This window comes from Arthrobacter sp. BB-1 (assembly GCF_006151685.1).
Lineage (GTDB): Bacteria > Actinomycetota > Actinomycetes > Actinomycetales > Micrococcaceae > Arthrobacter.
Window position 1 is genome coordinate 15,434 of record NZ_VDEV01000043.1, and the last position, 21,054, is coordinate 36,487.

25 protein-coding genes are annotated in these 21,054 nt (G+C 62.5%); 19 read left to right on the top strand and 6 right to left on the bottom strand.

Annotated elements, in window-relative coordinates:
- Nucleotides 1-417 carry a DUF302 domain-containing protein gene (locus FHJ30_RS20335; RefSeq protein ID WP_139031066.1) on the bottom strand — a complete coding sequence of 139 codons (417 nt, stop codon included), beginning with the start codon at nucleotides 415-417 and terminating at the stop codon, nucleotides 1-3.
- A gap of 32 nt (nucleotides 418-449) precedes the next feature.
- Entirely contained in the window at nucleotides 450-707 is a 258-nt protein-coding gene (locus FHJ30_RS20340; RefSeq protein WP_139031067.1) for a metal-sensitive transcriptional regulator, read from the bottom strand.
- Nucleotides 708-829: 122 nt separating this feature from the next.
- On the opposite strand from FHJ30_RS20340, the gene FHJ30_RS20345 reads away from it, so the two are divergent.
- The 10 genes from FHJ30_RS20345 to FHJ30_RS21815 all read left to right on the top strand — a co-directional run bounded on the left by FHJ30_RS20345 (nucleotide 830) and on the right by FHJ30_RS21815 (nucleotide 10,006).
- Entirely contained in the window at nucleotides 830-1,450 is a 621-nt protein-coding gene (locus FHJ30_RS20345) for a rhodanese-like domain-containing protein (protein ID WP_139031068.1), read from the top strand.
- Complete coding sequence (locus FHJ30_RS20350) at nucleotides 1,450-2,352, top strand: sulfite exporter TauE/SafE family protein (protein WP_139031069.1); 903 nt, start codon at nucleotides 1,450-1,452, stop codon at nucleotides 2,350-2,352. The genes FHJ30_RS20345 and FHJ30_RS20350 overlap by 1 nt, the downstream gene beginning before the upstream one ends.
- A gap of 73 nt (nucleotides 2,353-2,425) precedes the next feature.
- Nucleotides 2,426-2,767, top strand: a complete 342-nt coding sequence (locus FHJ30_RS20355) for a rhodanese-like domain-containing protein (RefSeq protein WP_139031070.1) — start codon at nucleotides 2,426-2,428, stop codon at nucleotides 2,765-2,767.
- 50 nt (nucleotides 2,768-2,817) lie between these two features.
- Nucleotides 2,818-3,114, top strand: a complete 297-nt coding sequence (locus FHJ30_RS20360; protein WP_139031071.1) for a rhodanese-like domain-containing protein — start codon at nucleotides 2,818-2,820, stop codon at nucleotides 3,112-3,114.
- Between the two features lie 60 nt (nucleotides 3,115-3,174).
- On the top strand, nucleotides 3,175-3,537 hold the full coding sequence (locus tag FHJ30_RS20365; protein ID WP_139031072.1) for a co-chaperone YbbN: 363 nt from the start codon (nucleotides 3,175-3,177) through the stop codon (nucleotides 3,535-3,537).
- Nucleotides 3,538-3,541: 4 nt separating this feature from the next.
- Nucleotides 3,542-3,952 (top strand): rhodanese-like domain-containing protein, encoded by a 411-nt coding sequence (locus FHJ30_RS20370; protein ID WP_240793782.1) that lies wholly within the window; start codon nucleotides 3,542-3,544, stop codon nucleotides 3,950-3,952.
- Nucleotides 3,953-4,043: 91 nt separating this feature from the next.
- Entirely contained in the window at nucleotides 4,044-5,456 is a 1,413-nt protein-coding gene (locus tag FHJ30_RS20375; protein ID WP_139031074.1) for a rhodanese-like domain-containing protein, read from the top strand.
- A 77-nt stretch (nucleotides 5,457-5,533) separates the two neighbouring features.
- Entirely contained in the window at nucleotides 5,534-6,808 is a 1,275-nt protein-coding gene (locus FHJ30_RS20380) for an MFS transporter (protein ID WP_139031075.1), read from the top strand.
- A gap of 1,516 nt (nucleotides 6,809-8,324) precedes the next feature.
- Nucleotides 8,325-9,266, top strand: coding sequence for a ParA family protein (locus FHJ30_RS20390; protein ID WP_139031076.1), 942 nt, complete (start codon nucleotides 8,325-8,327; stop codon nucleotides 9,264-9,266).
- Nucleotides 9,267-9,673: 407 nt separating this feature from the next.
- Complete coding sequence (locus FHJ30_RS21815; RefSeq protein WP_240793783.1) at nucleotides 9,674-10,006, top strand: hypothetical protein; 333 nt, start codon at nucleotides 9,674-9,676, stop codon at nucleotides 10,004-10,006.
- A 192-nt stretch (nucleotides 10,007-10,198) separates the two neighbouring features.
- Here FHJ30_RS21815 and FHJ30_RS20400 read toward each other — a convergent pair whose 3' ends face one another.
- The 3 genes from FHJ30_RS20400 to FHJ30_RS20410 all read right to left on the bottom strand — a co-directional run bounded on the left by FHJ30_RS20400 (nucleotide 10,199) and on the right by FHJ30_RS20410 (nucleotide 12,878).
- Entirely contained in the window at nucleotides 10,199-11,941 is a 1,743-nt protein-coding gene (locus tag FHJ30_RS20400; protein WP_240793784.1) for a MarR family transcriptional regulator, read from the bottom strand.
- Between the two features lie 299 nt (nucleotides 11,942-12,240).
- Complete coding sequence (locus FHJ30_RS20405; RefSeq protein WP_138605593.1) at nucleotides 12,241-12,477, bottom strand: hypothetical protein; 237 nt, start codon at nucleotides 12,475-12,477, stop codon at nucleotides 12,241-12,243.
- Nucleotides 12,478-12,593: 116 nt separating this feature from the next.
- Entirely contained in the window at nucleotides 12,594-12,878 is a 285-nt protein-coding gene (locus tag FHJ30_RS20410; protein ID WP_240793785.1) for a hypothetical protein, read from the bottom strand.
- Between the two features lie 235 nt (nucleotides 12,879-13,113).
- On the opposite strand from FHJ30_RS20410, the gene FHJ30_RS20415 reads away from it, so the two are divergent.
- The 3 genes from FHJ30_RS20415 to FHJ30_RS20425 are packed head-to-tail and all read left to right on the top strand — an operon-like array spanning nucleotide 13,114 to nucleotide 14,931.
- Nucleotides 13,114-13,566 carry a hypothetical protein gene (locus FHJ30_RS20415; protein ID WP_139031078.1) on the top strand — a complete coding sequence of 151 codons (453 nt, stop codon included), beginning with the start codon at nucleotides 13,114-13,116 and terminating at the stop codon, nucleotides 13,564-13,566.
- Entirely contained in the window at nucleotides 13,567-14,013 is a 447-nt protein-coding gene (locus FHJ30_RS20420) for a hypothetical protein (RefSeq protein ID WP_139031079.1), read from the top strand.
- Nucleotides 14,014-14,019: 6 nt separating this feature from the next.
- Entirely contained in the window at nucleotides 14,020-14,931 is a 912-nt protein-coding gene (locus FHJ30_RS20425; protein ID WP_139031080.1) for a hypothetical protein, read from the top strand.
- On the opposite strand, the gene FHJ30_RS20430 is transcribed toward FHJ30_RS20425, so the two are convergent.
- Nucleotides 14,928-16,076, bottom strand: coding sequence for a S9 family peptidase (locus tag FHJ30_RS20430; RefSeq protein ID WP_139031081.1), 1,149 nt, complete (start codon nucleotides 16,074-16,076; stop codon nucleotides 14,928-14,930). The two genes, FHJ30_RS20425 and FHJ30_RS20430, sit on opposite strands and share 4 nt — an antisense overlap.
- 169 nt (nucleotides 16,077-16,245) lie before the next feature.
- Between FHJ30_RS20430 and FHJ30_RS20435 the strand changes: the two genes are divergently transcribed.
- The 6 genes from FHJ30_RS20435 to FHJ30_RS20460 are packed head-to-tail and all read left to right on the top strand — an operon-like array spanning nucleotide 16,246 to nucleotide 21,053.
- Nucleotides 16,246-17,325, top strand: a complete 1,080-nt coding sequence (locus FHJ30_RS20435; RefSeq protein ID WP_139031082.1) for a CHAP domain-containing protein — start codon at nucleotides 16,246-16,248, stop codon at nucleotides 17,323-17,325.
- Complete coding sequence (locus FHJ30_RS20440; protein ID WP_139031083.1) at nucleotides 17,322-17,834, top strand: hypothetical protein; 513 nt, start codon at nucleotides 17,322-17,324, stop codon at nucleotides 17,832-17,834. The genes FHJ30_RS20435 and FHJ30_RS20440 overlap by 4 nt, the downstream gene beginning before the upstream one ends.
- Before the next feature lie 41 nt (nucleotides 17,835-17,875).
- The gene (locus FHJ30_RS20445) at nucleotides 17,876-19,348 is read left to right on the top strand and encodes a chromosome partitioning protein ParA (RefSeq protein WP_139031084.1); all 1,473 of its coding nucleotides are present in this window, start codon (nucleotides 17,876-17,878) and stop codon (nucleotides 19,346-19,348) included.
- Nucleotides 19,349-19,383: 35 nt separating this feature from the next.
- Nucleotides 19,384-19,992: a DUF6668 family protein gene (locus FHJ30_RS20450; RefSeq protein WP_139031085.1), complete on the top strand. Its 609-nt coding sequence runs from the start codon at nucleotides 19,384-19,386 to the stop codon at nucleotides 19,990-19,992.
- Nucleotides 19,993-20,003: 11 nt separating this feature from the next.
- A complete protein-coding gene (locus FHJ30_RS20455; protein ID WP_139031086.1) occupies nucleotides 20,004-20,273 on the top strand; it encodes a hypothetical protein in 270 nt (89 codons plus the stop codon).
- A 27-nt stretch (nucleotides 20,274-20,300) separates the two neighbouring features.
- On the top strand, nucleotides 20,301-21,053 hold the full coding sequence (locus FHJ30_RS20460; protein ID WP_139031087.1) for a hypothetical protein: 753 nt from the start codon (nucleotides 20,301-20,303) through the stop codon (nucleotides 21,051-21,053).
- The last annotated feature ends 1 nt before the right edge of the window (nucleotide 21,054 follow it).

A 21,054-nucleotide genomic window follows, 5' to 3' on the forward strand; every position in this document is an offset into this window, starting at 1 on the left:
CTACTTCGCCGTTTCGCCCAGGTCGGCCAGGGCTTTCCGGAGGCGGGTACCGGCGTCGTCGGCCACTTCTTTGACTGAAGGGGAGGCGCTGAGCTGGACCATGGTCTGGGGGTCGATGGCTTCCACCGTGGTTATCTCTGCATCCTTGTTCCGGCGCACCACGACATTGCACGGCAGCAGCGCACCGATTTCGGGTTCGGCGGCGAGGGCGCGGCTGGCCAGGGCCGGGTTGCAGGCGCCGAGGATGACGTAGTCACCGACAGCGTCCGCCGCTTCAGTTCCAAGCTTGGTCTCGAAGGTGGAGCGGACGTTGATTTCCGTGAGGATTCCGAATCCCTGGGCGGACAGGGCATCCCGGGTGCGGTCCAGGGCTTCGGCCCACGGAAGGTCGACAGTGGTGGCGAGTGTGTACGTCATGGTTCTCCTTGGCTGCTCGACAGCAGGTCTGTTTAGGCGAGGGAGAGGAAGAGCTTCTCCAGATCTTTCCTGTCCATCGTTGCATCCTGCTGGACGATGCACTGTTCAAGGCCCGTGGCGATGATGGCGAACCCGGCCCGGTCCAGCGCCTTGGATACGGCGGCGAGCTGGGTGACGACGTCCTTGCAGTCCCGGCCTTCTTCAAGCATGCGGGTGACAGCGGCGAGCTGGCCCTGGGCGCGCTTGAGGCGGTTGATGACTGGGGTGAGTTCTGAGGGATTGAGTTCCACGGGTTTCTCCAAAGGTCGGGGGCTTACATCAATTCTATACCCCCTAGGGTGTTTTGACTACCCCCGGGGGTATCTGCAATACTCGGTGAGGTATCCACCCGACCCCTTCCGAGAGGCCAACCATGACTTCCCCTTCCACGGCACCCACTGTTACCGCACTCGCCCCTGAGACCCTCCAGTCCTGGTTCAAAGAGCACCAGGACCTCGTGGTGATCGACGTCCGCTCCGCCGCCGAGTTCGAGTCCATGCACATCCGCGGCTCCTACAACGTGCCGCTGCCGCTTTTGTCCGAGCACACCGACGAGCTCGCCGCCCGGCTGGGTTCCCGCGTGGTCCTGGTCTGCCAGTCCGGCGTGCGCGCCGAGCAGGCCCGCCAGCGCCTTGCGAAGGCCGGAATCGACACCGCCTACGTCCTGACCGGCGGGGCGCCCGGCTTCGCCGCCGCCGGCGGTGACGTGGTCAAGGGCAAGGACCGCTGGGATCTTGAGCGCCAGGTCCGCCTCGTGGCCGGATCCCTCGTGGTCCTGGGCCTGGCCGGCGGCAAGTTCGTCTCCCCGAAGATCCGGACGCTTGCCGGGGTCATCGGCACGGGCCTGACCTTCTCCGCAGCCACCAACACCTGCGCCATGGGCCAGGCGATCTCGGCCATGCCGTGGAACAAGGCCGCCAAGGAGCCCACCCGCGAAAGCGCCATCCTTGCCCTGCCTGCCGTCAGCAACAAGAGCACGGAAGCCGCAGCCTAATGACCGCCACCCTGCTCCTGGTTCTTGCCCTGTCGGTGGTGATCGGGCTCTCGCTCGGTGTGCTGGGCGGCGGTGGATCGATCCTGACCGTCCCGATCCTGGTTTACGTGGCCGGGTTCGAGGCCAAGGAAGCGATCGCTGCGTCGCTGTTCGTCGTCGGCGTGACCTCCGCGGTGAGCGTGATCAGCCACGCCCGCGGGGGCAGGGTGATGTGGCGGACCGGCCTGATCTTTGGCGCGGCCGGCATGGCCGGCGCGTTCGTCGGGGGCCTGCTCGGCGGGCACATCCCCGGCCAGATCCTGCTCATCGCCTTCGCCATCATGATGGTGGCCACCTCCGTGGCCATGCTCCGCGGCCGGAAGAAAACGAACGACGACGGCGCCGCGCCGGTCAAGCACGAACTGCCTCTGGGCAGGGTCCTGCTGGACGGGGCCGTCGTCGGGCTCGTCACCGGCCTGGTGGGCGCGGGCGGCGGATTCCTCGTAGTCCCGGCCCTGGCACTGCTGGGCGGCCTGCCGATGTCCGTGGCTGTGGGCACCTCCCTGGTGGTCATCGCCATGAAGTCCTTCGCCGGGCTCGCCGGATACCTCACCACCGTCCAGCTCGACTGGGGCCTCACCCTCAGCGTGACCGCCGCAGCCATCATTGGCTCGCTCATCGGCTCCAAACTCGCCGGCCGCATCCCCGAAGCCGCCCTGCGCAAAGCCTTCGGCTGGTTCGTCCTGGCCATGGGCACCTTCGTTCTGACCCAACAGGCTCCGGAGGATCTGCGCCTGATCATCGTCGCCGTTGTCGCGGCCCTGGCAGTGGCTGCGGCCGGGATCTGCTGGTTCTTCGTCAGTTCCTGCCCGCTACGCAACAGCCGGAACCTCACCCGAAACGGCCAGCCCTCATCCGCCTGACCGGCCAGCGGCAGGTCACCAGCCGTGGCCTTCCCTCAAGCACCAACCGGTTCTATTCGAAGGAATGAACATCATGGGCCTCATCAGCTCTCTGAAGAAGGCATTCAGCAAACCGTACAAAACCGTCTCGGTGGCAGAAGCCAAGGACCTCCTGTCCTCCGGCGCCACCCTGATCGATGTCCGCTCCGCCCAGGAATGGCGGTCCGGGCGGGCGCCCCAGGCAAAACACGTTCCCCTGGACCGGCTGCAGACCAGCACCGCGGGAATCAACAGGAACAAGCCCGTGATCGCCGTCTGCGCCTCCGGGGTCCGCTCCGCCTCAGCGGCACGGCTCCTCGCCTCCCACGGGTACCAGGCCTACTCCCTGCGCGGCGGCATGAGCGCCTGGCGCGCAGCCGGCGAACCCATCCGCTAACTGCACCTGTCCGCTAACACCAGCCCACCATCCTTCGAAGGAGAAACACCATGGCTGAAATCACCATCACCGAAGCCGACCAGCGGCGCACTACCGCCCGCATCCTCGATGTCCGCGAGGACTTCGAGGTGGAGGAAGGCATGATCCCCGGCGCCCTGCACATCCCCATGGGCCAGCTGCAGGCACGCCTGTCCGAACTGGACCCCGCCGTCCCCGTCATTGCAGTCTGCCGCAGCGGCAACCGCTCAGCCCGCGTGGCCGACGCCCTTAACGGGGCCGGCTTCACCGCGGACACCATGGCCGGCGGAATGATCGCCTGGACCCGCGCCGGCCTCCCCACCGCCTGACCCTCCCCCGCGCGCACGCACACGCACACCAAGACAACCCCCGAAAGGACACGAAAGACGATGGCAACCATCGACGTCACCGAAAAAAGCTTCGCCCAGACCCTGGAGAACAGCGAGATCGTCTTCGTTGACTTCTGGGCAGCATGGTGCGGCCCCTGCCGCCAGTTCGCACCCACCTACGGCGCCGCCGCAGAACGCCACCCGGACATCACCTTCGCCAAGGTAGACACCGAAGCAGAACAGGCCCTCGCCGCCGCAGCGAACATCACCTCCATCCCCACCCTCATGGCCTTCAAGGACAAGACCCTCGTCTTCTCCCAGCCCGGCGCCCTCAACGCCACCGGCCTCGAAGAAATCATCCAGGCCGTCAAGAACGTCGACATGAATGAACTCCGCGCCCAGGCCGGGCCCCAAAACGCCTGATGCGATGCCAGAGGGCCAGACGTACCGCACTGTAACGGCAGACGAACTCGCCACGGTGTGGCCCCGCGCCACGCTGGTGGACGTGCGGAGCCGCGAAGAGCATGCCACCGCGCACGTCCCCGGGAGCCTGAACATCCCCCTGAACGAATTGCCCTCCCGGCTTGCCGACCTGCCCGGCGGCACGCTTTACCTCATGTGCGGGTCAGGAAAACGCAGCAGCCAGGCCGCACGGATCCTTACCGATCGCGGATACCAGACCGTGAACGTGGCCGGTGGGATCACCGAGTGGTACCGCGCAGGCCACCCCGTCACCTATCAACCCACCCCGGAAAACCCGTCACGGCAACAACCCGGCCATGCCCCGGCAGGCCTGCGCAGTCTCCTGCACAAGCTGTTCCACAGAAAAACGGCCTAGGCCGCAGTCCACTTGCACGATACCCCCGGGGGTATCTATACTGGATTCAGAACAAGCCCCCAAACCCCTTTCAACCAAAGGAGAGCACCAGATGCTTATCGAGCGCATTTACGATGAAGACCTCGCCCAGGCCAGCTACCTGATCGGCTGCCAGGCCAACGGCACCGCCGTTGTTGTGGACGGCCGCCGCGACATCGCCGTCTACCAGGAACTGGCTGAAAAGAACGGCATGAAGATCATCGCCGTTACCGAAACCCACATCCACGCCGACTACCTCTCCGGCACGCGCGAACTCGCCGCTGCCACCGGCGCGAAGATCTACGTCTCCGGCGAGGGCGGACCGGACTGGCAGTACGAATTCGACGGCGAACGCCTCTACGACGGCGACAAGATCACCATCGGCAACATCAGCATCCAGGCCGTGCACACCCCCGGGCACACCCCCGAGCACCTGTCCTTCCTGGTCACCGACGGCGCCTTCAGCGACCAGCCCGGCTACCTGCTCTCAGGTGACTTCGTCTTCTCCGGCGACCTGGGCCGCCCGGACCTGCTGGACGAGGCAGCCGGCGGCATCGACACCCGCTTCGAAGGTGCCAAGCAGCTGTTCGCCAGCCTGCGGGACAAGTTCCTGACCCTGCCGGACTACGTGCAGGTCCACCCGGCCCACGGCGCCGGCAGCGCCTGCGGCAAGGCCCTGGGTGCCATCCCGTCCTCCACCGTAGGTTACGAGCGGCTCTACTCCTGGTGGGGCCCCTACCTCGCCGCCAACGACGAGCAGGGCTTCATCGATGAGCTCCTCGACGGCCAGCCCGATGCCCACGCCTACTTCGGCCGGATGAAGCGCGAAAACCGTGAAGGCCCCGCCGTCATGGGAGAACGCGCTCCGCTCAAGGAACTGGACACCGCTGACGTCGCAAAGGACCTGGCGGCGGACAAAGTCACGTTCATCGACACCCGTCCCAACAGCGAAGTCCACGAAGGCACGGTAGCCCGTTCCCTGAACGTGCCGGCAGGCAAGTCCGTTGCCAGCTACGGCGCCTGGGTCGTGAACCCCGAGACCGACAAGAACCCGCTGGTACTGCTCGCAGCAGACCAGGAACAGGCCATGGACATGTGGGACCACCTGGTACGGGTCGGCATCGACAACGTCGCCGGCTACGTCACCAGCATCGAAGGGTTCCCCATGACCAACCCGAAGCTGATCCAGCCAGAGGAACTGCAGGGCTTTGACGCCGCCATGGTCCTGGACGTCCGCAACCGCAGCGAACACATCGCCGGGAACATCCCCGGCTCGTACCAGCTCAGCGGCGGCCGGGTCATGTGGCACTTGGACAAGCTCCCCACGGACGGAACCATCGTGACGTACTGCCAGTCGGGCGTCCGGAACTCGGTGGCAGCCAGCGCCCTCCGCCGGGCCGGGTACGACGTCGTCGAACTCGACGGCAGCTACTCCGCCTGGGACGCCTTCCAGCAGACGCGACAGAACGCCGTCTCAGCAAAGTAACCCCTAAGACCGCCCGGACGCGTTCCCCCACGCGTCCGGGCACCTTTATGTCCCCGGCACGAAAGCGAGCACTCAGGATGGCCAGAACAAAGGCGGGAAGGACCCCGAACGCCGGCGCTGTCGCTCTGGGCCTGCGACAGAATCTGGCGCAGTTCATGCTGCTGGTGGCAGTGAACGCCCTGGTGGGCGGGACGCTGGGCCAGGAGCGCACCGTGCTTCCGCTGCTGGCAGGGCAGGTTTTCCACCTGGACCTGTACACCAGTGCGCTGACCTACATCCTCGCTTTCGGCCTGTCCAAGGCCGCAACAAACTACTTCGCGGGGACACTCTCTGACCGGTACGGCCGCAAACCCGTCCTCATTTCGGGGTGGCTGGCAGCGATCCCCGTCCCGCTCATGCTCATCTTCGGCCCTTCCTGGGGGTGGATCGTCGCGGCGAACGTGTTCCTCGGTGTCAGCCAAGGCCTGACCTGGTCCACGGCCGTGATCATGAAAATGGACCTGACCGGCCCGAAGCAACGCGGCCTCGCCATGGGCCTGAACGAAGCAGCCGGCTACCTCGGCGTCGCCGTCACTGCCCTGGCGACCGGGTACATCGCCTCTACATATGGGCTCCGGCCCGGCCCGTTCCTCCTCGGTGCCGCCTACATCGCCCTCGGGTTAGGCCTGTCAGTCCTGACCATTCGCGAGACCCACCAGCATGCCAAGACGGAAGCCTCCCAGCACGTAAGTGCACACAGCAGTGCCGACGCCGGCCTCACCACGGGACAGGTCTTTACCCTCACCAGCTTCAAAGACCGCTCGCTCTCCGCCGCCAGCCAGGCAGGACTGGTGAACAACCTCAACGACGGCCTCGCCTGGGGCCTCTTTCCGGTCCTCTTCGTCAGCTCCGGGCTAAACCTGAACCAGGTAGGGATCCTGGCCGCCGTTTACCCCGCGGTCTGGGGCGCCGGGCAACTCTTCACCGGCGCCGCCTCCGACCGGTGGGGCCGCAAATGGTTCATCGTGGCCGGCATGACCGTCCAAGCCGCGGGACTCGCAATAGTCGCCGCCTCCCACAGTTTCGGGCCCTGGCTCATCGCCGCAGTCCTCCTCGGGATCGGAACGGCCATGGTCTACCCCGCCCTCCTCGCCGCCATCGGCGACGTCGCCCACCCCACATGGCGCGCCCGCTCCGTCGGGATCTACCGCCTCTGGCGTGACGGCGGCTTCGCCGTAGGGGCACTCCTGTCAGGTCTTCTCGCAGACCTGTATGGGATTCCCGCAGCTATCGCCGCCGTCGCTGCACTCACCGCAGCCTCCGGCCTAGTGGTCGCCATGCGCATGCGCGGCAATGACCACACAACGGGCTAGAAATTGATGCGGTACATCGGGGGTTGTATCCGTTTTCTTGATCTGGGATGGTCAAAGTGTCTTCAGCAGCGGGACGGCGCACACTAGCCACTGATCACACCCGTCGCAGGGCCATGGAACTGAGATACCCATGAACGACCCTAGAATCGCAGCTCAAATACTGTTGCAGCAGGACCCCGACTGGTTTGAAGACCTGTGGCTTCAGTACTGGGCGAATGGCGGGAACGCAGACAAATTCAACTTTGACGCCTACGTCCACCGGCTTTGCGAACTGGACCTCTTTCGACCTGCAGATCCTTACCTGGGCACTGGAAGACCTTCACCGACGGCTCTAATGCCCTACACCTCCTGCGCCAACTAACGGCCAAAAAATGCCGCCACCTAACGAACATATCCACAGGTTTGCGGAGGCTCGCCGAGGCACACATCAAAAACGGTCGTTTATGACCCTTGCAGTCCTAGGACAAGTTACATGGGAACCACGGGCTCCCGCCACCTACAGCGTGCCGGTTCTGTCCATGATTGGCGTCGCATCGGGTTTATCCACGGCTGTTGATGCGGAGCCAATGGGGAAAGCACCCCTTGGCCAGCCGTTGCAGTCGACAACCCGGATCGGATTGTGCCTAGTCGTGAGCAGTCCCGCCCTGAGAACACCGCGCCAGATCCCCCCGCGTCGAGAGAACGCATATATCAACTAAAGGCTTAGCCCGATTCCAGTTCGGCGTGGGCACAAAGTTCGGATCGAGTTGGGCCAGCCAGGACGTGCATCTGAACGAAGTTCTGCCCCGCTGCCACACACCAGAAGGGCTGATCCCAAGCCCTCGAGCGGCCAGGCTGGGCCTTTGGTCCGGGGGCAAACCTAACCGCACTCTCTCGGGCTGCTTGCCAAACCCGGCCATCGCCGAATAGCCCGACTGTGTTAATTTGCCGCCTCTGGGCAGGCGCCCAACTAGCACGATTGAAGGCCCTCGTAGGCGCCAGCCATGCTCCTTTGTTGCGCCACAAGTTATGCAGTCCGTTTCGGAGTCGATAACCGTTCATGCCATAACCAATGCCATACATCCTGTTTGACGACCAATTCAAAGACGAGCCGGAGCTATGATTGGTACTCCTGCCTTTTGATCAACTAGACGCCAAGCCTCTGTCCAAACAAGATGACCCACTAATCGCCCCATAGGTAGCCATGCGAGTCCTCAAGGGTGGCTACTAGCCGCTCGTCCTGCGTGAAAATCAACGCAAATAACCATGCGGAAGACAATGGGAGTTTCTACGTGCATCTCCGCCGTAACCACTGTGGGAGGGCACATTGAAGTCCCAGTGACAAACATTGTTTGAGAGCACGTGGACAAACCGGCATGATAACTAGCCATGTCCACCACGTGGTGCACCGTGTAGGGCCCTGCTTTACGAACTGTTATTCCTCTTACGCGTGTCATTGCCAGCATTTCTAGAGGAACCCAGATAGCGTCGACATCAGGACTACACGTACCCCATCAAGTAGGAGAGTCGTCGGCCAATGGCACGATCACTGGAAATCCCAGTACCCCCGAAACCCCAAGAGACACGGGCCCTTGACCGTGTCGTCTCTCTGGCGAACGGCAAAGGCGGAGTCGGTAAGACGACCACTGCAGCCAACGTTGGCGGGTACGTGGCGCTGGCCGGCTCCCGTGTGCTGCTGATCGACCTTGACCCACAGGGCGATCTGGCCCGCGACCTCGGATACGAGCGGCAGACAGGGAAGGAATTCTTTCAGGCCCTGATCGCCGGCACGCCACCGATGATCCTGCGCGACGTTCGGGAAAACCTTGACGTAATCCCGGGCGGCCAGGACCTCGAAGATATCCAAGGCCTAATGGTGTCCCGCTCCAGCCGCTCCGGCGCCGGCGACTTCGGCGACATGCTCTACGCCGTCCTGGCCCCGTTGGCAGACGAGTACGACTTGATCCTGATCGACACCCCGCCGGGGGAGCGGATCCTCGTAGAAGGTGCCTTCGCGATCTCCAGTGCAGTCGTCATTCCTACCCGGTCCGACGATGCGAGCATCGACGGTGTCGAACGCATTGCGCGCCGCTTCATGGCTGTACGTGACCGGAACCCGTCCCTGCAGTTGGCAGGCATCGTCTTGTTCGGTGTAGGACCGCGCTCCATGCGCTTGGAACGCAGCGTCCGAGACACCTTGGAAGAAATGCTCGGCACCGTCGCCCCGGTCTTCGCAACCCGCATAAGGAACCTCGAGAGCGCAAGCGCCGATGCGCGGAAAAAGGGCCTGCTCTTCCACGAACTTGAAGGTGCCGTTACCGACGCTCAGAAGAACCGCCTGAAGGCGCTTCGGGCGGGGGAGAAGCCGACGGACGGCTTCTTCTCGCGAAATGCCGGGGGACTCGCTGAAGAGTACGAGCAGCTGACCGGCGAGATCCTCGCCCGACTAAACGAGATCGAAAGCGGAAACGAAGCATGAGCGGCCGACAGAGCCTTGCGGGGGCTTTCGCACCCGTAGCGCCTGCCCGCGGTGCAGCACTCCAAGGGTTGCTGGCTCCGAAGCGGGGGAGGGGCACTCCTGCACCAGAACCCAAAACCGGAAAGTCCGTGGAGGCAGCTGCGTCCGAGCTTGTCCAGGTGCAGCCGGCAAAAGCACCCGACCCCGCACAGGTACCTGTTGAGCAAGCGCAAGCGGATAGGATGCCAGCTGAGCAGGTACCTGTTGAGGAGACACCCCTTGAGGGGGCCGGAGAGCAGGAGGAGCCCGCGCCTACAGCCGTCAAGGCCCCAAAGGCCACGCGACATCAGCCTGGTGGCAAGAAGGCGGCTAACGCAACCAAAGCCTCCGAGCTGGTTCCAGGAGCGCTGCGAAACGTCGGAGTGTACTTGCCTCCGGCGCTCCTGGCCCAGGTCAAGGATGCCGTCCACCAGGAACGGACCACGTACGCGGACCTGTTGATTGATGCCTTCGAAGCCGTCGACGACAATCAGATCGCCAGGGAGTTCACTCCCGAAACAATGCTGACCAGCTCCGGCATGCCCCGCCGTGCACCGCGAAAACGGGGCGAGGCTGGCATTCAGATCCAGCTGCGCCTCGACGGGCTGCAGATCGCTTGGCTGGATAAGAAGGTCACCGAGTTCGACGCACCGTCACGCAGCGCGCTCGTCTCGGCCGTCTTCAAGCTTCATATCCAAGCGAGCTCGACTTCGGGAAAGTGATCCAAGAGCTCACTGATACAAGGCAAGCATGGCTTGCCTTCCAGTAGTGCTTATGGCATGACTTATGGCATGAGAACGACGATGCGAAAGTTACACCGGGGGAGTGGAGGCGGCGGCCGGTCCGAATCGACACCCGTCAAGGTGTACGGGCAGGGAATAGGCTCACAACTGACAGGCCTTTGACGCTGACCCTCATCCTGTTCTGTTGAACGCCATATCGGACAGTAACCATTCATCGGGTGGCCCTTCGAACGTCTCCCAGGGATAGTCTTCGTCGGCGGAGAGCAGCTCCGGGACGGTATTGACGTTCTTGGCGAGCCATTCCCGCCAAATGATCCGGTCATTGCGGTAGCGCTGTACCTGGACTGCCACCGCTTCGAGAACCCCAAATTGCTCGGCCAGCTGCTTCAGTGATGTCCCGGCCACAATTGACCAGGCACGGCGAGAACTTCGGACAGCCAGGTTCCATGCGGCGAGGACTTCCAAGGCTTCGTGCACCGCGGATCTGGAAAGCCTGCTCACCCGCACAATCTCGACGATCGGCATCCCGGGGGAGTGCTCCAGCGCTTCGTAGACAAACGCGGCCGGCAGCCCCAGTTCCCGGAAAACAGGCCGCAACGCGTGAATCTTCCCTTTCTGCCAAGTGGTATCCTCAGCGACACTTTTCAGCTCTTCGGGGACGGTCAGCATGTAGAGGTCGCCTTTAGTTCCCCTGGCCTCTTCAACGAGGGTAATTAGGGGATCCTTTTCCTCACGCAGCTGCCTTAGGTGCAGCCCAACAGTGGTGTGATCGAGACCAGTAGCCACAGCAATAGAACGGACCCCGAATTCAACAAAGCGGGATGCCGTCTTATGGGCTGCCTCCCCGAGCGCCCTTAGCACCATTCGCCGTCCCATCCCGGACCGGGATTGTTGGTAACTCACCTCCCGGATCCTGAGCGCACTGCGCCAGGTTCGAATGTACCGATGCTCTGCATCGGGATTCGAAGTTGGGGAGGACCCCTTCATCCCTCCCCCCTGTGTAGGGGGCTGGCTTGTGGGGGATCTGCGGACATTACCTTGCTCGGTTTCTTCTGCCTGATTTTTAGTGAGGTAGCTGAGGGCGTTCGACCAGTCCCTGCGCAGTGACGGGAAGCGGTGGCGGGCAGCATAGCGAGCGTAGAAGGAGGCAAGTCCGGGCCAGGTTCCCTGCAGAATCCGGCGCTCCACATCCACCAGCTTCAAGCCGGCAGCCGCGGCACTGAGGATGATCGCCTGGCGGGCGTCGGAGTCAGAGGCGTAGCGGTTGGTGTCGTACATCCCGGTCTGGGCTAGCACCTGCATAGCGCGGGACATGCGCCCGACCGGCTGGTCGAAGATGGGTGCGTCCGAGGTGACAGGGGTAAAGGTTTCTTCCTGGCGCAGCGCCCGAACCGCCTTGATCTCTGCAGCCAGGTCCTTGGTCATGGCGGCCCAGACCGTTTGCCTGTTGGGCCGGCGGGCGATGTCATAGGCCACCGACAGGCTCATTGCCAGCTCCTGGTGCCCGCCGCGTTTGTGCGGCGAACCGGGAGTTCGCATGCAACCGTGAAGCAGGTTCTGGTGCGGGGTCTTATCCAGGGTCCGGTACCGGGTGCCCAGCGCCTCGACAAGATCACGCGCTTCTGAAAAGGTGACCCGCCGTGCGAGCGGGACATAGACGTGGCGACCGCCGTTGGGGGAGTAGTCCTCAATCCAGCGGGCCCCGACCGAGTGCAGCCAGGACTTGACCGCTCGGACGTCGGCCTGTACCCAGTCGAGTCCGGCTACTGAGGAGTCAAAGTCGAGAAAGATCGCCGCGCAGGTGCCGTCCTTACCGAAAATTCTCACGGCCGCGGGCAGCGAGGGGAGTGCTTCGGTCAGGTTCCGTTCGTGCTTCTGCGGATACGTTTTACCTGCATCACGAGAGAGGCGCATTCTGGGCTGGCCGGCTAGCAAGGGAGCTAGAGCTGCCCAAACGGTTGCTGGGTCGTCTGGCTGCGTTGACACGCCAACAGCGGGGCGTGCTGGCAGCACGGAGACGTGCTGATGTACGATGTGGGTAATCCTTTCGGGGATTGAGGTACGAAAAAGGGCCGATCCTGCCAGATCGGTTTCATAGCAAAACAAAGGATGGCCTGTTCAGGCTCTCCACGACTTACAATCTGATCCGCCGGCAAGCAATCCAGAGGGTAAGTCTCAAGCTTCGAAGGCCCGCCTAGTGCGGGCCTTCTCTTTTAAGAGGCGATGCGGATTGGCAACTCCTGCTGATAGTCGTCTTGGTCGAGGGCAGCCAGGTCTTCCTTCAGTTGTGGCTCGACAACGGACAAAAGATACTCAGTGACGGTCAGGCCTTTATGAGCTGCCACTTTGGCAATACCGTCAGCGGTGGGTTCCGGTGAGCGAAAACCAATGAACTTGCGCAGGCCTTTACTGGGGCGCCCGCCGCCTCGATTAACTGCTACTGCCGTCATTTGCTGTGTCCTTTGATTTTGTAACCGCCTAAGCGGCTACAGCTTCATCGTTGTGGTGCCCGTCGCTGAGAGTGACTCGCACCCTTTGCAACTGCTCCGAAGCTATCACCGGCCGGTCAATCCGATTGGGATTTGTTTTCAGAAAACGGAAGCGTGTCGCGTTTGTGACGTGGCGCATTTTTGGCGTCCCAGGACTCTGCGATAGGCAATGTCCCTTGTTGCATCCCATCGAGCTTGTTGGGGCGTCCTTCTGCACGGTCTATCAGAGCGCCGACATACTCACCGAAGGACATGTTGTAACGCTGCGTCGCCTTCCAGGCGGCGAGATGCTGGCCTGGGAGAACAAGGCAGTTCAGTGGCGCCTTCTGTCCGATCTTTTTGGGTGGCCGGTATTCCTTCACGTCGTCACCCCTAATTCCGGTTTAAGAGAACCTGTTGATAGACAGGCTCTGTCGCGGCGGCAGCCGGAGCTCCCCTAAAAGACCAAGCAAGCGACAGACTACATACATGCTCCGCACATGCACAACTCACTGCCTGTACCCTCAGGTAGGCATCGGGTAACATCTTTCTCAGCTGCCCGCCTGCTTTGTGTGGCGGTGTCTACACATGGCTGAGCTTGGCTAAGGAGCTGTACAGATGGCAAATGGGGGCCGCAGCGTGTTTCTTACGCAGCAACAGAAGAAAGAGCGGCTAGCCGATCGCATGGGCATCCTGGTGGATATCTGGGAGGCAGATAACAACACTGCACTCACTTACCCTCATGTGGAAGAAGCACTTTCCGCCCACGGAATCCATTTGTCGCGGACACGGTGGTCCTACTTGATCAATGGCACTGGCAGCCTGGTGACGGATCAAGAACTGCTGAAGGGCATAGCAGAGTTTGTTTTTGCCGTACCAGCCAGTTATCTGTGTGATCTCAACAGTGAGACTCCCACTGAGGTAGAAGCGCGCATGGAGTTTCTTGTGCAGATGCGCAAGCTCAAGGTGAAGAACTTTGCGGCGAGAAACCTGGGGGCCACCTCGCCCGAAATGCTGCGGACGATTACCAGGATCATCGATGCGTCGATGAACGGGGAAGAGGAAGACTGAATGGGCCTGCCACCGGTCGCAGAAAAGGTCCGTGAGTTATGCGGAGACGGTACGACGTCAATGGCAGAAGTCCTCGAACGTCTGGCCGTCATCTGCGAAAAGCCGATCAAGCTGATCGAGCAGGAGGGGTCTTGGGGAACTCTAACAGCCTTCAAATTGGACTTTGAAGATCACTTCAAGATCTATGTCCCGCCGCAAAACTCGACGCAGTACAAGCTTCACTGCATCTATCACGAGCTCGGACACATATATCTGGAGAGCTTCCAAGGCCACTTGGTTCTGCCCGACTTATCTGAAGAGATGCTGAAGGAAGCTGCCGGCGCGAAAAGCATGAGCTGCTGTTCTGTTCCGAATCATCCCGTAGAACGTTGGGTGGAGGATTTTGCATTCGAGATGTCAAAGAAGACCCGCGCGCGTAGCTCCTCCGAGACTGATCCTTTCCTCTGATAGACCATGAAACAGTTACTCTTTGCGCTGCTGAGTGCCCTATGCCTCCTTCGGATCCCCTCGGTAGTCAAGGTGGCGGAAGCCCGGGCATCGTGGGTGGCATCGATGTTCGGCCTTGCGGCGCTTTATGTCCTGGGAACGGTCAGGCCGCTGGCGTCCATCGACAGCTACCTCGGTGGCGTCAACGTGACGAACCTTCTTCAGGCCATCTTCGCGCTGTTGGCGATCTTCTTCTTCAACGACAGTGTGCGGCGGTTAGCAAACGTACCAGTCAGGTGGACTTACTATGCTCCGTTGCTGAGCATTCCCATCATGATTGTCAGCTTCGCCCTCATTGAGGACAAAGGTCCAACCTCTGCGGACTTCATTGATTACCGCATGGACCAACTCGCGACTGCTACGTACAGCGGCACGTACATGTTCGCGTTGCTGTTCACCGTGCTTAGGATCATCTACATGCTTCGGCACAAGGCCAGAGGCCTGTACGCAACATTCTCAGCGGGCTTGGTCGTGGTTGCGGCGGCCGTCTCGTGCCACATTGCATATGTTCTGCTGTTCCACTTCACGCCCTGGGATGCCTTCGCAGAGGCGATCGGAGCCTGGTTTGACCGTCTTTTCTATGCCGGCCTCTCGCTGACGGCTGCGGGGTGGCTGATTCTTTTTCTGTCCAAGCAGCTGCCGAGGTTGCGGCTCTGGATGATCGATGCGCTTTGGCTTAGTGCGCTGAGGATCCGGGTGAATGCAGATCAGTCTCGGGTTAGTCCGGCCTGGGACCTGTTTAATGAAACGCTGGAAAATGGGGTCTACAAAAGCCTCATTGTTCTGCACAACTACCAGCGGGGGAACATGTGCCCGTTCCCGGAGTCTGTTCAGGGCAGGATCAGCCAGATCGAGGCGAAGTTGGACGCGCGGGTCTAGCCTTTGGACAGGATCCTTTTGTTGATCCAACTCGTGAGTTCGTTGGTGAAGGTGTGAGGTGACACATTCCACTCCTGGGTGTGGTGCGCCTCAGGTAAGTGAATCAGGGTGACGCTGTCGGGGTTCGCGCGTTGGAACGCCGCCGAGATTTCCCAAGGAACCTCCTGATCCGCGCTCGAATGCAGGACCAGGGTGGGAATTGAAACCCGGTTGGGTATGTCGACCCATTCAAGGGCATCGAAGTTGATCGGTTCGTCCAGCCCGAGCATCTTCGCGAATGGGGGAGCCTGCAGCAAGGACATGACAAGGCCGGCTCCTACCGCAGGCACGCCGGCGGCCTCCGCTCCTGCCGTTATGGTTTTACGCCAGCTCGTGACTGGCCCTACCAGGACGATCCCTGCGATCCGGTCACGGTAGGCGCTGCGCTCCGCTGTGAGCAGCGCGATCGTCCCACCCATTGACCAGCCCGAGAGCATGATTCGCTGCGCGCCGTGAGCCACGGCGTAGGCCACAGCGCTATCCACGTCCCGCCATTCGGTTTGACCAAGGTGGCTCGATTCGGCCTGTGGCGGGCTGACCTCCAGGTCGCTGCGGAATGAGGGCACCAAGGAGGTGAATCCCAAGGGGCTGAAGGCATGGACGTCACGGAACATGATTGAGCGGTCGGTCCAGCTGCCATGGATGTGGATCACCCATGTGTCCGCGTTCCTACCTTCGAATAGCCACGCCGGCGCCGCACCATAGGCGGTGGTGATGTGAACCTCTTCAAACCGCCCGGCCACGGCGGAGGGTTCGAAGAACACGTCGGGCGTCCAGTCGACCACTGGTCCCAAAGTCACCGGCCCGGACCCCGACGGATGAATTCGACGCTCCACGAACTTTTGATCCTCGTCGATCAGGGTGACCTCGCCGACCCTGGTGTAGCGCGCGGTCGCAGGGTCGAACACGGCGAAGTCGCCGTGGGCTTTGGTGTAGGCATCCAAGTCGATGCGGACTCTGCGGCCATCAGCTGTCAGCTCGGCGCGACGGTAATCCTTTGGGCCCCGTCTAACAATCTTGCGGGCCATGATGACCGCGAATCCGAATAGTGAGCCCACGGCTACGAGGAACGCCAGGCAGGCGATGCCACGCCTTGTGGTCAGCATATGTCCCGCCCTCCAGCGCCGATCCGGGAAGAGTATTGAAGCCCAATCATCGTAAACGTTCCTCTAACCTTGGATATGCATGAGGCGTGTCCACTACAGGCATTGCACATGTCCACTACAGGCAGGTATTCTTGGCGTGGGCCAGTTGGGGGCTCGAAGGGGGATTTGCATGCAGCGGAAGTCACTTGGTCTCGTGGCGCTGATCGTGGTCCCTGGCACCTTGATAGGGCTGGTCTTTTCCATCCTCTTACTCCTTGCCCCGGCAAAGCCCGCGGCTGCCGACTGCGGCCCGACCGCGTCAGTGGTTATCAACGGCGACACCAAGGTCGATGGCTACTCCCAGGAGCAGTTGAAGAACGCTGCGGTGATCCTGGGAGCGGGCAAGGCCCTGGACCTGTCATTGAGGGGACAGATGATCAGCGTCATGGTTTCCCTGGGGGAGTCGGGCCTGCGGGTCCTGGATTACGGCGACGGGCCGGGCCCGGACTCGCGCGGGTTGTTCCAGCAGCGCGACAACGGCGCGTGGGGCTCCTACGCGGACCGCATGGACCCGACTATTAGCGCCACGAACTTCATCAAGGCCCTGCAGAAGGTCGAGGGCTGGGAGTTGCTGGAGCCGACCCTTGCCGGGAACAAGGTCCAGCGCAACGCAGACCCGTACCACTACGAGAAGTACTGGCCCGGGGCGGTCAAGCTCGTCCAGGCACTCTCGGACGGGGAGTACTCCCTGGAAGGCAACGACTGCGCCATCCCGGGGAAAGCGGGTGCCGGGGATGACTACCCGTGGAAAGACTCTCCGACCTGGATGCAGGTCGGGGCAGGAGCAGCCGCCGCATCACCGCTGGGCATGTTCTACCGCGAGTGCGTGGACTTCGCGTTGTGGCGGGTGAACCAGCAGATGGGGTCCACCGGTGAGCCGTTCAAGTTCCTGAACGGCAACTTCCGCCCGGACGGGCAGGGCCTTGGCTCGGCCCTGACGTGGAAGTCCGGCTGGGACGCCAAAGGCTGGCCCACCGGTTCTGTCCCCCGCGTCGGGGCGGTTGTCTGGTACGCGCCGGGGGCAGGGGGAGCGGACCCGACCTACGGCCACGTCGCCGTGGTCAAGGAAGTCAAGGACGACGGGACCTACGTCGAAGAGGGCTACAACGGCAACCCGCCGCCGGACGACCACAACTATTACACCCGGACCGTCAGCAACGAGATCCCTTCAGCATTCCTGTACCTGCCCACCCAAGAGGAGAAAAAGTGAAGAAGCCCCTGGCCCTGATCGCAGGAGCCCTGCTCTGCGCCGCGTGCGCACCGGCAGCGAACACCACCCCTGCACCGGCGGAACCCACGACCGTCACGCCTTCCGCGCCGGTTTCGCTGAGCGCCAGCAGTGGCCCGCAGGCTCCCGGGGGCACGGTTCCGGCCACGATCGGCATCACCTGGGACCAGGCCAGCAAGGACGCAGCCGTTGACGTCGCTGAGAAGGCCATGGCGGATTTTGCCCGCCCTGGTGTGGAGGAAAAGCAGTGGGCCAATGATCTTGCCCGCTGGCTCACGCCGCAGGCCACTGCTGATTATTCGGCTGTGGACCCGGCCAACATTCCCGGCAGTCGCGTCACCGGCCCGGCCATGCTGAGCGTCGATGAAGCCAACGGGTACGGGGTTATGGCCGCGGTGCCAACCGATGCCGGAACCTACACGGTGCAGCTGCTGCGCACGGGCAAGGAAGCCCTGTGGAAGGTCAACCGTTTCACGCCCCCCTCGTCCTAAGCGTCGGAACTCCCCATCTCACACATGTAAGGAAGAAGCTCATGAGCACCGCATCAGCCGAGGTCCTGGCGTTTCCCAATATCAGGGCCATCGTCCGTGACAACGGAACCGCTGAGGTCGTCGTCGCGGGTAATTCCCGGATCGTCCCTGCCGGGGAATCTCTGCAGGATCTTCGCAACAACGCCCTGGCTCTGGTTGTGGGAGAGGCACAGACGCTGAACCGTCCTGTCAGGGTCCGGATCGAGGATCCCGAAGGGCACGGTGAACTGATCGTGCACCCGGACGGTCAAATTGAGTCCGTCTCCTACGAGGCAAGCCCCGCCCGACGCCGCGCCGACGCACCGGGAACCGCGCCTGAGACGGTGGCTCCTGCCGTCATTGATACCGTCCCGGCTCCTGCATTTGAGCCTGTGTCCGCCCCGGCAGAACCTACGGCTGCCGCCGTCGCCGCGGTGGACCGCCAGCCGTGGCCGCCGAATCCCGGCGCAGCAGAGTCGACGCCAGCACCGGTCACCTCGCAGCCGGAAACGGCGGTGGTCATGGAGGAAGCACCGGCGACCCGGCGCAGCTTGAAGGAAACCTCATTCCTGGTCAGCGCCCCGGTCCTGGAACCGGCAACCCAGGGCTGGCGGGGTGCGCTCACACGCCTCGGCTTCCGGATGGACCCCTCCGCCGAAGAACTCTCCGAGCGGGAGGACATCCGCACGGTTAGCCAGCACTGGCCAGGTCCGCGGACCATTGCCGTGGTCAACCGTAAGGGCGGTGCGAACAAGACGCCCACGGTGGTCATGCTCTCGGCCATCCTCGCCCGCTACAGCGGGGCCGCGACCGTCGCTTGGGACAACAACGAGTCCCAAGGCACGCTGGGGTGGCGGACGGAAAAGGGCGCCCATGACCGGAGCGTCCTGGATCTGATTGATTCCTCGACCGAACTGCTCTCTCCGGCAACGAACGCTGCCGAGATTGCCAAGTTCGTCCACCACCAGACGGCCGACAAGTTCGATGTCCTGCGTTCGGATGAGAACGAGGAAGGCGACCACGAAGTCACGGCTGAGGAAGTCGACATCGCCCATCAGGTCCTCACCCGCTATTACCGGCTGGTGGTCATGGACTCGGGCAACACCGCTCGGGCGGCGAACTGGCGCAGGATGATTCACCACACGAACCAGCTTGTCGTGCCTGTAACGGCCATCGAGGACCGCGCCGAAGCCGCCCGGCTGACGCTGCAGACCCTCGAATCCCGTGGTGGCCACGATGCCGAGTTGGCCCGTAACGCCGTCGTGATCGTCTCTGAATCCACTGACGCAAAGCGCGCCATGTCAGGGGATGCGTTGAAGCGGGCCAAGGACGAGGCCCAGCGGATTGCGGACGGCTTTGAGCCGTTTGTTCGGGCCGTCGTGAGGATTCCCTACGATCCGGCGCTGGTCAACGGACCCATCCGCTATGAAGCTCTCCAGCCCGCCACGCAGCGGGCATGGCTGGCGGCCGCGGCCGCCGTAGCCAAGGGCTTCTAAACCCACCCATCAACGGACTTTCGAAAGGAGGAACCATGCGACAGTCCCTGAATCCCTGGATCACCAGCCCCGCCACCGAGACTGCGGAAGAGGAAACACCGGATGCGTATTCGCCGCCGGCGGCAGTTATCAGTGCGCCTCTGAAGGGAATGGTTGAACCCGACGCAGCGGACCGCCTGGCCTGCCGCACCATGACCGGTTCCGCCGCGTTATGGATCATCGGCACTCACGGGGGAGCAGGCGAAAGCAGAATCGCCGACCTCCTAGGTGCACGCGCCACCGATCACTGCTGGCCTGTCCTCCAGGGCGGAAGCAAGCCACGCGTGCTGCTGGTCTGCCGCGCAGACATGCGCGGCCTCACGGCCGCCAGAAGCGCACTGACCCAGTGGGTGTCAGGTGCCACACCGAAAGTCGACCTGCTCGGCCTTGCAATCATGGCGGACGCCCCAGGTAAGACCCCTAAAGCGCTGCGTGACTTCACTTCGATCGTCGGCGGAGGAGCACCCCGGCTCTGGACCCTGCCCTGGGTTGAAGCCTGGCGAATCGGAGACACCACAACGACGGCGTCCCGCGAATTCCAGCGCTTCATTACTGACATAGCCACCTTGGCTACCGACACCACCACATCAAACATCGCTCACTGAAAGGTCTCACCATGAACGACTTCTCCGCACTTGCAACCAGCGTTATCCCCAACCCCACTCCGACCATCCCTGCAGAGGCAGACGGGCTGCTCCTGGTCCTGAACTGGGCCTCCGGTATCGGCCTGGTCCTCGGCGTTCTCGGCGTGATCATCGTCGGCATCGGCATGGTCATCCAGCTCCAACGAGGCGAAGGCGCACAGGCCATCGGCAAGCTCGGCTGGGTCCTCCTGGGCTGCATCATCATCACCGGTGCCGCCGGCATCGTCCGCGCCTTCGTCTAAGCCAGCACCAAGAACGGGAGGTTCACCATGAGCCAGTCAACAGAGAGCACCACCGAAAGCAATCCGTTCACCAAGCCCGGTTTCATCATCGCTGCCGCGCTGGTGGTCGCGCTGATCGCAGCAACCATCGTGATCTTCCTTCTCCCCAAAGGACAAGGCAACACGCAGCCCGCCCCTGCGCCTGTGGAGTCCAGCAGTTCAGCCAGCCCCAGCGCTTCAGCTGAGGGTGGCAGCAGCGTTTGTGGACTTCCTTCGTCGTCGGAGACGGCGTTAGGCTCGGCGCCGGATACGAATTGGGAGCTTGTTGGCAAGATGGCTACGCCTACCGAGCCGGACACCTTCGGTCCAGGAACCACAGACGAAGATGGGTTCCGTTCGTGCTTTTCCCAAACGCCAACAGGAGCCCTCTACGCCGCTGCCAATTTGCTTGCGATGGGCTCATCAGGGGACCGTGCCATCAATCAGAAACTGACGGGTAGGCTTTTGCTTCCCGGGCCGGGCAGGGATATCGCCAAAGCAGAATCGCAGGCCATGCCGGCAACGGCGGCGCCAAGTTCAACCGTTCAATTTCGCGGCTTTGTCATCAAGAGCTACTCAGGTTCAGCAGCCAATGTGGACATTGCCTTTCAGACCGACACAGGGGTGTTGGGACACACGGTACTTCCCCTGGAGTGGGTAGATGGTGACTGGAAGCTGGCAATTGCTGACTCAGGTCGACTGGTTAACGACATAACCCAAATCCGGGACCTCAGCGGCTTTATTCCTTGGTCGGGAGCCTGAC

Coding starts and splice junctions, on each gene's coding strand:
- FHJ30_RS20335 (WP_139031066.1), bottom strand. CDS start 417: ATGACGTACACACTCGCCACCACTGTCGACCTTCCGTGGGCCGAAGCC.
- FHJ30_RS20345 (WP_139031068.1), top strand. CDS start 830: ATGACTTCCCCTTCCACGGCACCCACTGTTACCGCACTCGCCCCTGAG.
- FHJ30_RS20350 (WP_139031069.1), top strand. CDS start 1,450: ATGACCGCCACCCTGCTCCTGGTTCTTGCCCTGTCGGTGGTGATCGGG.
- FHJ30_RS20355 (WP_139031070.1), top strand. CDS start 2,426: ATGGGCCTCATCAGCTCTCTGAAGAAGGCATTCAGCAAACCGTACAAA.
- FHJ30_RS20360 (WP_139031071.1), top strand. CDS start 2,818: ATGGCTGAAATCACCATCACCGAAGCCGACCAGCGGCGCACTACCGCC.
- FHJ30_RS20365 (WP_139031072.1), top strand. CDS start 3,175: ATGGCAACCATCGACGTCACCGAAAAAAGCTTCGCCCAGACCCTGGAG.
- FHJ30_RS20370 (WP_240793782.1), top strand. CDS start 3,542: ATGCCAGAGGGCCAGACGTACCGCACTGTAACGGCAGACGAACTCGCC.
- FHJ30_RS20375 (WP_139031074.1), top strand. CDS start 4,044: ATGCTTATCGAGCGCATTTACGATGAAGACCTCGCCCAGGCCAGCTAC.
- FHJ30_RS20380 (WP_139031075.1), top strand. CDS start 5,534: ATGGCCAGAACAAAGGCGGGAAGGACCCCGAACGCCGGCGCTGTCGCT.
- FHJ30_RS20390 (WP_139031076.1), top strand. CDS start 8,325: ATGGCACGATCACTGGAAATCCCAGTACCCCCGAAACCCCAAGAGACA.
- FHJ30_RS20400 (WP_240793784.1), bottom strand. CDS start 11,941: ATGCGCCTCTCTCGTGATGCAGGTAAAACGTATCCGCAGAAGCACGAA.
- FHJ30_RS20405 (WP_138605593.1), bottom strand. CDS start 12,477: ATGACGGCAGTAGCAGTTAATCGAGGCGGCGGGCGCCCCAGTAAAGGC.
- FHJ30_RS20415 (WP_139031078.1), top strand. CDS start 13,114: ATGGCAAATGGGGGCCGCAGCGTGTTTCTTACGCAGCAACAGAAGAAA.
- FHJ30_RS20420 (WP_139031079.1), top strand. CDS start 13,567: ATGGGCCTGCCACCGGTCGCAGAAAAGGTCCGTGAGTTATGCGGAGAC.
- FHJ30_RS20425 (WP_139031080.1), top strand. CDS start 14,020: ATGAAACAGTTACTCTTTGCGCTGCTGAGTGCCCTATGCCTCCTTCGG.
- FHJ30_RS20430 (WP_139031081.1), bottom strand. CDS start 16,076: ATGCTGACCACAAGGCGTGGCATCGCCTGCCTGGCGTTCCTCGTAGCC.
- FHJ30_RS20435 (WP_139031082.1), top strand. CDS start 16,246: ATGCAGCGGAAGTCACTTGGTCTCGTGGCGCTGATCGTGGTCCCTGGC.
- FHJ30_RS20445 (WP_139031084.1), top strand. CDS start 17,876: ATGAGCACCGCATCAGCCGAGGTCCTGGCGTTTCCCAATATCAGGGCC.
- FHJ30_RS20450 (WP_139031085.1), top strand. CDS start 19,384: ATGCGACAGTCCCTGAATCCCTGGATCACCAGCCCCGCCACCGAGACT.
- FHJ30_RS20455 (WP_139031086.1), top strand. CDS start 20,004: ATGAACGACTTCTCCGCACTTGCAACCAGCGTTATCCCCAACCCCACT.
- FHJ30_RS20460 (WP_139031087.1), top strand. CDS start 20,301: ATGAGCCAGTCAACAGAGAGCACCACCGAAAGCAATCCGTTCACCAAG.